At 44.6% G+C, this 14705-nt stretch carries 10 protein-coding genes and 1 tRNA gene; 8 read left to right on the top strand and 3 right to left on the bottom strand.

The window, feature by feature from the left end:
- The first annotated feature begins 5 nt into the window (after positions 1 to 5).
- The 4 genes from CLV59_RS16460 to CLV59_RS16445 are packed head-to-tail and all read left to right on the top strand — an operon-like array spanning position 6 to position 8849.
- Positions 6 to 3524 carry a hypothetical protein gene (locus CLV59_RS16460; protein WP_111593151.1) on the top strand — a complete coding sequence of 1173 codons (3519 nt, stop codon included), beginning with the start codon at positions 6 to 8 and terminating at the stop codon, positions 3522 to 3524.
- 11 nt (positions 3525 to 3535) lie between these two features.
- Positions 3536 to 4960, top strand: a complete 1425-nt coding sequence (locus CLV59_RS16455; RefSeq protein ID WP_111593150.1) for a contractile injection system tape measure protein — start codon at positions 3536 to 3538, stop codon at positions 4958 to 4960.
- Positions 4961 to 4982: 22 nt separating this feature from the next.
- On the top strand, positions 4983 to 6374 hold the full coding sequence (locus CLV59_RS16450) for an ATP-binding protein (protein WP_111593149.1): 1392 nt from the start codon (positions 4983 to 4985) through the stop codon (positions 6372 to 6374).
- Positions 6375 to 6383: 9 nt separating this feature from the next.
- Entirely contained in the window at positions 6384 to 8849 is a 2466-nt protein-coding gene (locus tag CLV59_RS16445) for an eCIS core domain-containing protein (protein WP_211323915.1), read from the top strand.
- 10 nt (positions 8850 to 8859) lie between these two features.
- Here CLV59_RS16445 and CLV59_RS16440 read toward each other — a convergent pair whose 3' ends face one another.
- The 3 genes from CLV59_RS16440 to CLV59_RS16430 all read right to left on the bottom strand — a co-directional run bounded on the left by CLV59_RS16440 (position 8860) and on the right by CLV59_RS16430 (position 11545).
- The gene (locus CLV59_RS16440) at positions 8860 to 9669 is read right to left on the bottom strand and encodes a universal stress protein (protein WP_111593148.1); all 810 of its coding nucleotides are present in this window, start codon (positions 9667 to 9669) and stop codon (positions 8860 to 8862) included.
- 84 nt (positions 9670 to 9753) lie between these two features.
- Complete coding sequence (locus CLV59_RS16435; protein WP_111593147.1) at positions 9754 to 10827, bottom strand: AOC03_06830 family ribosome hibernation factor; 1074 nt, start codon at positions 10825 to 10827, stop codon at positions 9754 to 9756.
- Between the two features lie 91 nt (positions 10828 to 10918).
- Entirely contained in the window at positions 10919 to 11545 is a 627-nt protein-coding gene (locus tag CLV59_RS16430) for a TetR/AcrR family transcriptional regulator (RefSeq protein ID WP_111593146.1), read from the bottom strand.
- Between the two features lie 178 nt (positions 11546 to 11723).
- On the opposite strand from CLV59_RS16430, the gene CLV59_RS16425 reads away from it, so the two are divergent.
- From CLV59_RS16425 to CLV59_RS16410, 4 genes are all read left to right on the top strand, one after another.
- The gene (locus CLV59_RS16425) at positions 11724 to 12128 is read left to right on the top strand and encodes a carbohydrate-binding protein (protein ID WP_111593145.1); all 405 of its coding nucleotides are present in this window, start codon (positions 11724 to 11726) and stop codon (positions 12126 to 12128) included.
- A gap of 119 nt (positions 12129 to 12247) precedes the next feature.
- Positions 12248 to 12742 carry a DinB family protein gene (locus CLV59_RS16420; RefSeq protein ID WP_111593144.1) on the top strand — a complete coding sequence of 165 codons (495 nt, stop codon included), beginning with the start codon at positions 12248 to 12250 and terminating at the stop codon, positions 12740 to 12742.
- Positions 12743 to 12859: 117 nt separating this feature from the next.
- A tRNA-Leu gene (locus CLV59_RS16415) sits at positions 12860 to 12943 on the top strand.
- A gap of 378 nt (positions 12944 to 13321) precedes the next feature.
- Positions 13322 to 14425, top strand: coding sequence for a site-specific integrase (locus CLV59_RS16410; RefSeq protein WP_111593143.1), 1104 nt, complete (start codon positions 13322 to 13324; stop codon positions 14423 to 14425).
- Positions 14426 to 14705: the final 280 nt, after the last annotated feature.

Here is a 14705-nt window from a genome sequence, read left to right as displayed (position 1 = left end):
CACCCATGGATGCTCCAGTTTCAATCATAAAGTCCAATCCATTGCTGCCTGCTGAAGACTATAATGCGCTTCGTAGTCAGGGCATCAAACAGATCGAAGAATTGTCCAGCGATATATGGACTGATTATAACTTTTCTGATCCCGGTATTACTATTCTCGAAGCGGTATGCTACGCTATCACTGATTTGTCGTATCGGACAGGATTTGATATCGTGGATCTGCTGGCGCCAGAACAACTGACAGATGATACCTGGAAGGAGATATTCTACACTGCCAGAGAAATACTCCATAATTCCCCACTGACCATTAATGACTATCGTAAGTTTATCATTGATGTAGCAGGTGTGAGAAATGCATGGATCACGCCCGCCAAAGAATACGAGGTGCCCATTTGGATTGATTATAACACGGTATCCCTGGAAAAACACGACTGTGGCTGCGATACTACAGGATATCGCCTCTGTTACGGTAAACTGGGAACAGTACAGGTCACAGAAGCGCAAGTGAAAGATAATCGACTGGCTGCCAGTACCGATTTCAAAAATCAGTACGCTGCCCTCGACAAAGAAAAAGCACAGTTACAGCAATCCGTTAAACAAATGACGGATCGGTTGAACAATAACCCGGATATAGATCCGCTGACAAAAACTACTTTGCAAAACGAGATCCAGCAGGATAATCAACGTATCACTGAAATCAATGTGATAGAAGGATTCCTGGATACTGCTATGAAATTCCTTGCTCCGAACAACCCTGTCATTCCTCCTAAGATTGTGGAACTGGAAGGGTTGTATAAAGTAATGATTGAGTATGAAGAAGATATTCTGGCAGATGATCAGCGGGAAGAAGTAAGACAACAAGTAATTGAAAGGCTGTTGAAGCATCGTAATTTATGTGAAGATTTTCTGTCCATAGATGCTGTGGAATATGAAGATGTAGGTCTGCTGGCTGCTATAGAGTTGGAAGAGAACGCGGATCCGGATCAGGTAGTGGCCCAGTTATTCTTCACAGTATACAAATATTTTACTCCTTCGATTCCCTTTTATACCATTCAACAGATGCAGGAAAAAGGATTTCTTATAGATGAAATCTTTGAAGGTCCTGCACTGGCACATGGCTTTATCGATGATACCGATCTGGATAAAACCTCCCTGTACAGGGATATCCGGCTATCGGATATCGTCAATGAAGTGTCCGAAATACCAGGAATTAAGGCCATCACTTATTTGCATCTGCCGGGCGATAATCAAACCAACGTTGATTACCTTCAATACTTCAACGAATGGGTAGACCAGCTCGGCGCTGCCAGGAAAATAGCGAGAGTACAAACCGCCCTTTCTACCGTGATTGCCTGCAAGGAAAGAGATATGGTTACCTATAACACGGGTAAATCTTCCGACCGCAATCCCAACCGGATGAATAAGCTGTTTGCAGACCTGAAAAAACTGGAACGAAAATATAAGCTGGAAGGCCTTTCATTGGACTTTAAAGTTCCAGGCGGAGAATACATGAACCTGGAAGATTATTATCCGGTAACCTATGAGCTGCCTCAATGCTACGGTGTGAGCGATAAAGCTGGATTACCTTCATCGGCAGATACCAAACGACAAATTCAAGCCTTACAGCTGCGGGGATATATGCTGTTTTTTGAACAGTTGATGAAAGAACATCTGGTGCAGTTAAATCATTTGCGCGACCTCTTTTCTTTCGATGACAGTATTCCTAATACTTACTTTAATGGTGTCATCACAGAATTGCAGCAGCTCTCCGATCTACTACTCAACCCGAATAATATACCGGCGGATCAAACCGACGCCATCGTGGCCGATTTTGGTAAAATGCTACAACAAATAACCGAGTCTCCCGAAACATTTCTTAAACGTCGGAATATTTTCTTTAACCATTTGCTGGCAAGGTTTGCAGAAGATATGAGCGAGTATGAATCGCTCAGCCAATGGCTAACACCGGATAACCTGCCACAAAGGATGATGCGCGATAAAAGTAACATGCTGAAGAATAAAGAATATATCAAAATCAGCAGTAATAGAGGTAAAGGGTATAACTATACGAAAACTACGGTATGGGATACACGAAATGTATCTGGCGCAGAAAGAAGGGTAGGTCGACTGCTAGGTCTCACTGATATCTCCCGTCGGTCGCTGACACCAGATACGCTCGTCGTATCGCCATCGATGGTACAGGATGATAAAACGAAACAGATGGTCTGGGAAGTGAATAACAATAACCAGCATCTGAATATCATAACGCTGGTAGACCCGGCACAGAATAATAAAATACTCCTGACCAGCGTAAAGGTAGTGGATGGTTGCTGTACTGATTTGTTATTGGGAGATATTATTTCCAATGCAGATATCCGATTACACTATGATTTTCATGATGATCTGAAATTGCGTAGTCGCAAAACAGCCGGACAACTGGGCTCCTTCTGGTTTGAATTATATGATGGCCCCGATTTCAATAATGCGGTGCTACTAGCCACCAGCGATCGTTACGACACCACTGATGAAAGAGATAAAGTGTTCAATCGCATCCAGGAACTGATTCAGCAAATCAATGATGATGAAGGTATGCACCTCGTAGAACATATCCTGTTACGCCCAAGATTGGACATTCAGATGTCTGACAGCACGCCACCAGTACAGGATGCCGCTAGATTACTGGATATCTGCCTGACACCTTGTGATCTGGGTATCGGTAATAATGAAAATACCCAGGCGCCGCAATACTGGAAGAAAATTACCCGTATCCCTGCTGATAAATGCTACGATAACATGCCCTGGGTGCTGGAGTATTACCGTTACAGGCTCAATAAGGTAACCAATGTGCAGGAGCCCTTATCGGTACTTTTCCAGGATACGTATCCTGATGGGAAACTCCCGTTGATGCTGAAATTCAGATCTTACCAGTTGCTGACCCAACGCATTCTGGCGTTACAGGAATTTGGTTCCGAAAGGATGAATTATATCATTGATGATAATGGAAAAGATGCCTCCACTGGTATTAAATACCGCTTCACTATTTATGGTAATAAGAAGCAAATCCTTGCCCGCAGCGCGTTTATGTATAACAAGAAAACACAGCTACAACAACAGCAGGGAACAAAGATTGACGATGATATTGAAGATGAAATACAAGGGTTAATGACTTATTTCAGCTATTTGATGGATTGGTATTGTCAGGCGAATCCATGTGATAATGACGAAGATCCATATTCGTTCAGAACCACCGTACTGCTGCCTTGCTGGCCTAAAAGATTCCGTGATCAAACCTATAGGAATTTTGTGGAAAAGACTATCCAGACAGAATTTCCAGCGCATGTAATGCCGCGCATAGAATGGGTAGGGATCGGGCAGATGCAGCGGTTTGAAAAAGTCTATCAGGAATGGCTACTGGAAATAGCTCAGACAGAAATGCCAGGCTATGAAAAAACAGATCCGCTAGTGGATGTGCTAAATCATATTATTCCTTGTGGTTCCTGCGATGACGATTGTAGTCATGATTAATAATTCAGGCGATGAATAGGCATATCATCAACAGATTGGAGTTTGAGATAAGCTGTAACGATGAGATACAGGCACTCAACCTGCGCCATAACTTCACGGCAACGATCCAGGAAACCCTGGAGGCGGCACTGGAAAATGTATTCTCTAAATATGCAGACGCAGATACCATACTGCATCTGGACAAGCTGGACCTGGATTTGGGCTCTATGAGTGCCCTCGGCTTCCAAACTGGTTTGCAACAAATGTTGGAATATAAGCTGGAAGAGGCTTTACGGGGCAAGTTACCAGCAGCAGCAAGTATTGCAAATGAAGATGCCCTTCGTCAGGCAGGGGCTCCGTTAAGCATATTGCGCTTTTTTCTGTTAAAGGGCCGATTGCCCTGGTATGCGGGTCAAACGGTGCAGGATCTGAATCAATTGGCGATGGAAGTTTGGAAAACAGCGGCTACTGGCCTGGCCAACTGGTTATTATCTGCCGATACGCCCATCGTTGTATGGCAGCGTATTGCATGGCAGTTCAGCCAGGAGGTGCAAGCGGAGTTTGTGCAACAACTGCCGCCTTTGCAAACAATGACCAGCCTGATAACTGCGCGTCTCCACAATAATTTTAATCTGCTGGGAAATAAATATCCCATTAGTGTTTGGCAGGAAATAACCGATTGGCTGAACGGCCCTTCCTTACCACTGCTGAAACCCGTATTGCTGCATGCAGTAGATATTATTGCCGGAAAAAACAATCGGGAATTTTGGGCGATACTGATGAAGGAATTGCAACAATCCACTATCTTTCCTATACTAACGGATGCTACGATTACTGCGGCAGCGGTACTAAATGATTTGCTGGCGCAGGAGAATGGCGCTACCGTTACCCCTGAAAAAGATAATATGGTTGAAAATAGGATGACCCCAGCATTTAATGAAGAAACCAAGGTGGAGAAAATAGCTGTTACTACGGCTGGTTTAGTATTGATTGCACCTTTTCTGCAACGTTTTTTTATGGAATTGTCGCTCTGGAAAGAGGATGTTAATGATTGGGGCAGCATGGATAACAGGGTGAAAGCGATCTGTCTGCTGCATTACCTGGCTACAGGGGAAGTAGCTGCGGTAGAGTATCAATTGGTATTGGAAAAAATAATCTGTGGTTATCCCCTGGAAATGCCATTGCCGCCGGCTCCAGTATTGATGGATAGTGAGTTAGCGGAAGCCGACTCTTTACTGACGGCCGTGATTGGCCATTGGTCGGCCGTGAAGAATACTTCCATTCCTGGTTTGCGCCATTCTTTTCTAATCAGAGATGGGTTAATCTCCAAAACAGAGCAAGGGTGGAAACTGCAGGTGGAACGTAAAACATTGGATGTTTTGGTAGACGCGGTTCCGTGGGGATTCAGTACGCTCCATTTTCCATGGAGTCAGGAACTTATTTTGGTCGAATGGTAAAATATAACAACAATTTCCCACTATGAATATACAACAGGAAATAGTGAAGGCGGCTGAAAATGCCTATAGTTTGGACCAGGAAATGGAATGGTTCATGCAGGTGGTGAATGCGCGTCTGCAACATTATTTTGAGGCTTCGCCCGATGAAAATGGAAATACTGCTGCGACTGCGAACGGGGCAGATCCTGCTGCGATTCCTGCGCCGGATCTTGGCAATGATGCATCCGTGTATGCGCAGTTTGTTCGTCATTATAATTTCACAAGGGAGGAGCGACTATTACTGGTGCTGACAATTATCCCTCATATACAGCCACAGTTGTTAGATGTGTTTTTCACTACGAATAAAAATATTGGAAGGGGATTTACAGAGTTTGGCGGTATTAAAGGAACCAGGCATGGCGGATTCATTCCCACTATTGAAACGGCATTATTCATTATAGGCGGAACGGATCTGGCGATGCGATTTATGTTGTCTGCGTTCTTTGAACCCGAACATGTTTTTTATTCCCACAATATTCTGAGTATAGATACAACTGCGGGTGAGCCTTATCCCAGCAGTGTAATCAGCCTTTCTCATGAGTACGTAGATTTCTTTACGCAGGGCAAACTGAGCAAACCGCAGTTCAGTACAGATTTCCCGGCACGCCGACTTACCACCAACCTGGAATGGACGGATCTGGTTGTAGACGAGTTTACTACAAAACAGCTGGATGAACTACGTATCTGGTTACAACATGGACAGACACTATACCAGGAGTGGGGGATGAGTCGTACCCTGAAACCGGGTTATAAGGCATTGTTTTTCGGGCCTCCAGGCACTGGTAAAACCTTGACAGCAGCCCTTTTAGGGAAAATGTTCGGACTGGATGTGTACCGGATTGACCTGTCAATGGTGGTATCAAAGTATATAGGCGAGACGGAGAAAAACCTGGAGAAAGTTTTTGCCAGAGCAGAGAATAAAAACTGGATTTTGTTTTTTGACGAAGCAGATGCGTTGTTTGGCAAGCGTACAAATGTTTCGGATGCCCATGACCGTTATGCCAACCAGGAAATATCTTATTTATTACAGCGGTTGGAAGATTATCCCGGGTTGGTGATTCTCGCTTCCAATATGAGGAATAATATGGATGAAGCTTTTGTAAGAAGATTACAGGCGATTATTCATTTTCCGAAGCCGCAGCCCCGGGAGCGTTTGCGCTTATGGAACGGCGCATTCAGTACCTCGTCTGTTCCTCCGCCTGTTTCGGCGATGGAAAAAATTGCGCAACAATACGAATTATCGGGAGGATCTATCATCAATGTGGTGCAATATGCATCCTTAATGGCTTTGAACCGCAGCACGAAGGAAATTACGGCAGAAGACCTGGTAGAAGGGATTCGGAAAGAATTTAGAAAAGAAGGTAAAACCCTTTAAAATGCTGTTATGTCTGAACATGCAAATGTGACTAGATCATCGCAAGAAAGCGTACCTGCAGCCGCGGCAGTAGCTGCCAGTCAGCCAGCTACCTCATTGCATCAGGAATCTCCTTTTCAGCAGGTGCGTATGCCTGTTCAGTTCAAACTGACGTTGGGGGCTGTGGATGATCCGCAAGAGGCAGAAGCCGATGCGATGGCAGATAAGGTGATGAATATGCATTTGCCAGCCGCTGCACCTGCCGCTGCGACGCCTGTGAGTAGTGCTGTGCAGCGCAAATGTGCTGCTTGCGACCAGGAAAAAGAAGCGTCGATCATGCGTAAGTGCGCGCAATGTGAAGAAGAGAAACTGCACCGATCACCGGAACCTGGGATGATACAACGTAAATGTGCGCATTGTGAAGAGGAAGATAAAAAGGGGAAACTACAGATGAAGCCACTGGCGGCTATTATCAGAAGGAGTAGTGGCGGAGAGGGAACAGCTGCGGTGAGTAGTGAAGTGAGTGCTGGTATTGGCGCTACGAGAGGGCAGGGCAGCGGAATGTCGGATAATACAAAGAGCTTTATGGAAAGCCGTTTTGGAGCAGACTTCTCCAACATCAGAATCCATACCGGCGATTATGCCGCCAGTATGTCGAGGGATCTGAACGCGCAGGCATTTACTGTAGGAAATGATATTTATTTTAACAATGGGAAATATAGTCCTGAAACAGACAGTGGTCGCCGGTTACTGGCACATGAACTGACGCATACCTTACAGCAGGGCGCCAGCGGGCCTGATGCCAGACGGAAGCCTGGTCATCTCCCTATATCCAACCCCATAATCCGAAGAGCGCCGGATAAGTCGGCCGGCACTACCGATGGCCCGGTGACCTTGCGTAGTTGGAGAGATGGCAAAACCACTATAACGAGAAGCGTTACACGTAAGATGAAGCGCTGTAAATGTGCCGGCACCAATGATGCGGTTACCGGATGGTTCTATAATCCGGATTTGCGAAATCTGGCGCTGGTATTCAGTTACTGTAAAGGCACTACGCGGGCGGATATGTATGTGAAGTTGAAGGATAATATTCCGGATGTAATTGTGGGAGGGAAAGATCCGCAGGTGACTGGCACTGGTGGCATTACTGTCACATTCCCTACTGGTAAGGATACTTCTCAGATTACAGTAGAAGGCAAGGGTACAAATGTAGGCGCAGGAACTGGCCCGCGTGCTATTCCAGATGGAAAGCCCGGAGGAGGTGTTTCTGTGGATCTGAATCTGGGATTGGGAAATGTAGGCAATCAGCCATTAAGAGTGAAAGGTCATTTTGATTATTTGCATTATGGCAATGTGCAGGGAGTGAATCCGAATATGTGGGATGTCAATCTGGGCGCGCAGTTAGGACAACATGGCCTGTCGGCAGATGTGAATCAAACGGGTGGGCTACCAACGACCTATGGGTTGAAGTATCAGTTTAGTTTTGACAAACCTGCTGCACCTACTCGTCCGAACTGTGTAAATACTAGTTGTATTTGTCCTCCGCCTATTGTGGAATATACCTGTGAGGATAGTAAACAGGAAGATGATACCAAGCCGGAAACGCCGAAACCTGCTCCTCCGGAGGATTTCCTGCATTATTTCAAGTACTATACCACCAATGAGCCGGATGATGCCGATCTGAAAGAGCAGAATAAAAACAACCTGAAACTTGTTCAGGATAAAGTAAAGGAAGGATATGCTGTTCAGTATGTTCGCGGCTATGCCTCACCGGAAGGCAAGGAAAAAGAGATTAATGAACAATTAGGGGAAGACAGAGGAAAGAAATTCCAGGGAATGGTAGCGGAGGCGTTGGCGGTGGATAAGAAGAATATTGCGCTGTCTCAGGGGACGGGAGAATTGCTGGGTGCAGCGCTGAATAATAATCCGGAGAGTCATTTAGTGGATGTGATTAAAGAGTATGGCGTACAATCTGCCCAGGATCTGAGTACGCATTTGCAGGGCAAGGAATTTGGTACGAATAAGGATCTTACCCGTGAATTCCTGCAACTGTTTAAGACAGTCACCAAGCCGGAAGACAGGCTGCGTATATTCGGATTGAGTGCCGGTACAAAATTGGGACAGCGGGTGCTGACTGCCATTGATGCCTTTGTGGCATCAGGTGGGCAGGGGGAAAGGCCCTGGGAGGCTTTCTTCCAGATGTATCGCATTGCGTTGGTGAGATTACAGCAACCTACGCCACCTCCAGGTAAGGCCGAACATCACGACGCCACTAAGTCTAAAGTGGATGCGAATGAATGTAAACAATCCGGTCTGGAAGCAGAAAGTAAGAATTTGTTTGGCAAACCTCCTGTGCCTACAGGCGATGAAGCCCAGGTGGCAAATGAATGTAATGACAATAGTAAAACAGACGGTTGTGATTACAACACACCTCCGCAATGGGTAGACAAAACAAAACTACCGCCACCTGCCGGGGCGCCAAAACAAATCAAATAGTGATCGGGGATCAGCCGATAACAATCAGAGGAATATGCGTTTTATAGGCGAGTTCTTTAGTCACGCTTTTGTGAAAGAGATCTTCCAGGAAGCTGTATTTGCCAGGTATTGCCAGCAGCATATCGGTAGATTCTTTTTCCGCAAAGTGCAGGATATCCGAGGCTGTTTTATGATGGCGGGCAGTATGATAGGAGATATCATGTACATGCAATAGTTTTTCAATTTCCTGTTTGACAGCAGGAGAGTCTACGTCTTCCCCTACATATAATACATCCAGGTGAGCGCCTAGTTTGGTGACTAGTTGCTCAATGGCATTGCTTTGCCTGCTGAGAAGCGGTTGTTTCTTGTTATAGGCAAAGAGGATTTTATTTTGTGGTTTCCAGGCGGCAGCCGTAGGAATAATAATTACGGGAATGGTGATATGTTGTGTTACGGCCAGTGTATTGCTGCCTATGAGGGTCTTTTGTAATCCGCTTTTACCGGTGATGCCCATGATAACCATATTGATGCTACGGATATCGATGATTTGCTGCATACCTTCCAACAGAGGAAGTACATCTGTTTCACAATTGATGGTGGTGGTGCGAGGGGTAATGTCTGCCAGCTGTTCTTTTATTTTATTCAATTCTCCGATAATTTTTTCCTTAAAAGCGGGCGTATCTTCCGGCATTACTGGCATGGGAATACCGGAGAGGTGTAGTACGCTATAGGAGTGGTACAAAGTGATATCGGCTTTTTGAAAACGGGAAGACATAGTAACCGCATATTTCGCTGCATTAAAGGCTGCTTCGGAAAAATCGGTAGGGACGAGTACTTTCATTATTGATAAAGTTGGTTGTCAGAAAATACGGCGCCTGCGGTTTAGAGCGCAGGCGCCGGAGGTTACAACAGATGTGCTGCAGTTCTAAAATCTTGTAGAAAGTGCGATGCCTTGGAATTCGTTCAGCGCACCTTCATCTACGAAAACCACTTTTCCGCTTTTAGAGAGGATGGTTTCAATGATGGGAAGAAGCACATCGTAGGAGAGGTCTTTACTGCCATCTTCATCCGGATGTAGGGAGACGGCGCCATCATGAATTGTTCCTGGCTGGAAATAGGTGTTTTCTACATATAATGTATCGGCACTACCGTCGACGGCTGCACGATAAATATCACTGAGGTCTACCAGTAAGCGCTGTTGAGATTGGGCAGTAGCTATTGCCTGCTGGATTTCTTCCTGTTTTTTCTCTTTCATTTGTTTCAGAACAGGACCTACTTGTCTGGGTATATCATGATCCTGCGTATCGTCGAAGCTACCATTTACGGTACCGATGACGATTCCTTTGATATCCATTTGTTCCTGGTAGTATGCCAGCATTTTGGTATCGCCCATTAATACTACAGGTAACGGATTTTCGTGGTAATATTTCTTAAATCGTTTGTCGGCCACATTGAAGTATTCTTTGATGAGGTCATCTATTACCGCATCATTTTTTAATTTCATTGGGTCGGTGGTGTAGTAGTTTGTATTTTCAAAAGGAAAATCCTCGTTATGAATTTCCCGGATGAGCGTTTCGTTGTCGGCTTCCAGCAGACGGATTTTCTGTCGGCTCACAGAGATGGCGTAATAGTGGGTTACGTCTTGCAGCGCTTTTAGCAGCGGTCTGATTTCAAAGCGTTTGCCGATGATGATACGATCTGTTGTATCGACGGGAAGGTTGTAGACTTTACTGAAGTTTTCGGAAGCGTAAAGAACGAGGCTATCCAGATTATACCGGTGATCGATCCCTGTTTCCATTTCTTTTATTTTCTCCAGTATGGGCCATACAGCGCGTTTGTCATATAGCTCGTACAACTGTTTCTCCGCGGCAGTTACCAGGTTTTTGAGGTTGATACTGTCTCGTTTATTGTCCGGGAAAGTCCGGTGAGTAGAGATGAGAACAGTAACAGCTGGTTCCCCGCGAAGCTGACTCAATTGAATAACATCTTGTTCTTGCATAGCTATTCGCTTTTGGTGGTTTAACAAAGCTATTTGCTTTAAAGTTCACCAAAAATGAGTAACGTCAGGGATGGAGCTGACAAATATCATGTCAGGATGTCTGTACGGTGGCGATGCCTTTGGGAGTGAGGTAAGGGTAGAACATATTGCCTACAAGATGGACATAATGTCTGACTGCTTTTTGTCCTTTCAGTTGTAATTGTATTTCGTTGTGGGGCATCCAGAAGTTACCTACAATAAAGATTTGAGTAACGAGGTCTATCCAGACTTCTTCTGGGATATCTGTGCGGAAGATGCCTGTTTCCTGGTAGTTATGGAAGAGGCGGATAAACTGGTGTTCCCGGTTGCTTTCAATAGCGTTGTAGCGTTTTTTAATTTCCGGAACGCGTTGGGTGATGGCAACAAAGTGCAGGAATATAAAGCGGTATTGGTAGAGTATGGAGAACATATGCTCCGTGTCGGCCAGGAATTGGGCGAAGGTAGGGATGGCGGGGTTTTCCGCTTGTGCCATGCCTTTGTCCATGGCCTCGGCAAGTTGATTGAACAGGGCGAGGATGATTTCTTCCGTGTTTTTATAATGATATTGGAGGTTGCCGTGGCTGATATTTATTTCTTTCGCGATATGGCGGATGGTGACTATGTCGGCGCCTTGTTCATTGTATAAATGCAGTGCGGTGGTCAGAATTCTCTCTTTGGTAGTCAATTTCTCCGTTGTCATTATGTTTATTTAAGAATTAGGGCAAATGTACTATTTTTTAATAAGATTGTTTGTATGGTATTAATTTGATATATTTACTCATAATTCATTAATTTTATGTCGATTATTTATTATTTCCACTTGTAACAGGTGCTACTGTTATGAATGGAATGGTAGAATTTTGAATATCCATATCCCTATGAGGTGTATCCTGTTTCTGATTTTTGCTTTGCAGGCGTTGACTGTTTGTGGCCAGGTGGTCCCGACGACTGCACCCGCGAAGAAGCCGGAAAAGGAGTTTCAGATGAAGGAGGGGAGTTATCTGGGTTTTGCGCAGGTGAACCTGAGTTTGGGGGAGATTGGTTTCAGGGTGGAGGTTAGTAAGACTACGAAGGAAAAGGGTTCGCGGTTAGAGTTTAGGATAGACGAGCCTAAGGGAAAAATCATTGGTACATTAGATATACCATATACAGGGGATACCACTTATGCGTTGAAGCTGGTGGGGAATCTGCGGCATGCTCAGGGCGTGCATGATTTATTTTTGGTAGCCCGGGGGGCATCTTCATTTAGTATTTCTTCTTTCTCATTTATCTGGAATTATTGATCTGTTGGCTTCCGTCAGAAATTATTTTGCGATTATTTTTTACTACTGACATACTGTTGTCACATCGCCTCCTGAATTTTGTATTGTAATCAATAATCACTAGCAAAAACCTTATTATTATGTCTACAGCAACATTGAACGCACCTGCAATTCTCTCTCCGGAAGAAATTTTAAAGCATTGGCAAGGTCATCGTGGATTAACTCGTCGTGTCATTGAAGCGTTCCCTGAAAAAGAATTATTTGAATTTTCCATTGGCGGAATGCGTCCATTTTCGCAGTTGGCGCTGGAAGCGGTGGGTATTGCTACTGGCATCGATGGGATGGCTTATGGCAACTGGACGCCATTTGAAGAGTTGGAAGCGAAGGGTAATGCTATCAAAACAAAAGAGGAGTTGCTGGCATACTGGGATGAAGTAACAGAAAAGATCAATGCAGAATGGTCAGCGATGACACCTGAGCGTTTCCGTGCCAGGGAGAACTCCTGGGGTTTCTTTGAGGGGCCAGTGATTGATATTCTGCTTTATTTCATCGATAATGAAGTGCATCATCGCGGACAGGGTTACGTATACCTGAGAGCGTTAGGGATCGAGCCTCCTAAGTTCTACGAGCGTTAATCATTACACCTTCATTTTCAGCCACTCGCAACCGGGTGGCTGAAATTTTATTTTAAAAAAGATTTGGTAGAATAGAATCTATTCCTATCTTTGCCGTCCTGAAACACAAAATCAGTTGCCCAGATGGCGAAATTGGTAGACGCACTGTGTTCAGGTCGCAGCGCTCGCAAGGGTGTGCTGGTTCGAATCCAGTTCTGGGCACACAAGAGGCTTGTAAGTAATTGACTTACAAGCCTTTTTTCATTTAGTCAAGTGTCGTTTTTAACGGTTTTTACCGCTTTCTCCCACTATTCGCGACACATATTTGACACACCAAATGACACACCAAATTCTTGTGCCAGTACCAGCACACTACCAGCACACCCCACCCATTCCAACAAATGAAAAGTGTCAGTTTTTCCTGCTTTACAACATAGCTGACGACACACGGCAAAATGGCACTATTCAAAATTGTCAGTTTGAAAAAAGATTTACTCGCTTTTCGCCGCTTTCTCTCGCATGTGTAAATGCGATACATGCCACATATGGCACGGCATACAGATTGATCGCTGTTTGTTTCACTCGTAAAAACGGTGCTGTATGAATATATTGGAGAGATTGAGTAAGAACGGTGATAAGATTACCTTCTACTATGACTACGGGCGAAAAAAAGGACAGAGACCATCAACTGGCATCTTTATTTACACACACCCTAAAAGCCGGGAAGAAAAAATCCATAACAAGCAGGCCCGCGCCTTGATAGATGTAAAGAAGAGCCAAAAGACAATTGAACAACAGGCTATCGGATCAGCCTATATCCCGCCCCATAAATTCAAAGCTAACTTTTTAGATTACTATGATGAATATGTAGAGAAAAACAAACGGGATGGAAACCGGCATCTATCCAACAGCTTTACGCAGTTTAAGGAATTTCTGAAAAAGGATTTTATTTCTCCTATTGAGGTTACAGAAAACTTATGCAAAGAATTTCGGCGGTATTTGTTAGATAAATACACCGGTGAAACACCTAGCGATTACTTTACCCGCTTCAAATGGGTACTTGATGCTGCTACCAGCGATGGATATTATATCAAAAGCCCATCAGAAGAAGTAGCTGCAAAATCTAATCCAAGTACCATGTTGAAGGATCTCCTGGAGGTAGAGGAATATTTGCAGCTTCTTGTAACCCCCTGCCTTAATCAGGAAGTACAGGAAGCGTTTATTCTTTGCTGTTATACAGGGCTCCGTTGGTGTGATGTGAAAACACTTTCTTGGGATCAAATAAAAGGACCAACACTAGTCACCAGAATAATTCAGGCGAAAACAGGACAGCCTGTAACCCTAACGCTTCATCCTATCGCCCGTGCGATTCTGGGAAAAAGAAAAGCGCGACTTGATTCATTACCTAACGAAAACACTCTGGTATTTAGGCTGCCGAGTGCAGATGGGGCAAATAAGATGCTACTGCAATGGGTCAAAGCGGCGGGGATTGACAAACATATCACCTGGTCCTGTGCAAGGTTGAGTTTTTCCATTCTGCTACAGGATAAACTTGTGGATGATGCTACAGTGGCATGTCTTCTAGGTCATACAACAACGGACCAGGTAAAAAAGATTTACAAACGTCACCGACCGAAAGACGAGTCAGCAACCATCAGTAATTTACCCAGCCCGGAGCTGTTACCGTATTTTCTTCAGCTTTAGTCCATGAACAGCGGCTATGTAAGGAGATGGCTCACCGGACATCATTTTGTTCAATTGCTCTCGACTGAAATAGCCGCTTTCATTTTTATATACACCAAATTCCTCGCACCGTTTTGTGAATTGGGTACGACCGAGATCACAATAAATAAGGGCCTCTTCTACCTTCAAAAATGGCTTAAAACACAGCGCTATAGCCCTCATTACTACACTTTCATCATGCTTAATCATAGCGTTACATTTATATTAATAAGATAAAGCCCGACAAGCGGGCCTTATCTTT

Origin of the sequence: Chitinophaga dinghuensis (genome assembly GCF_003259435.1) — a bacterium.
In the GTDB taxonomy this organism is placed as follows: Bacteria; Bacteroidota; Bacteroidia; order Chitinophagales; family Chitinophagaceae; genus Chitinophaga; species Chitinophaga dinghuensis.
This window is presented reverse-complemented; position numbering and strand designations above follow the sequence as displayed.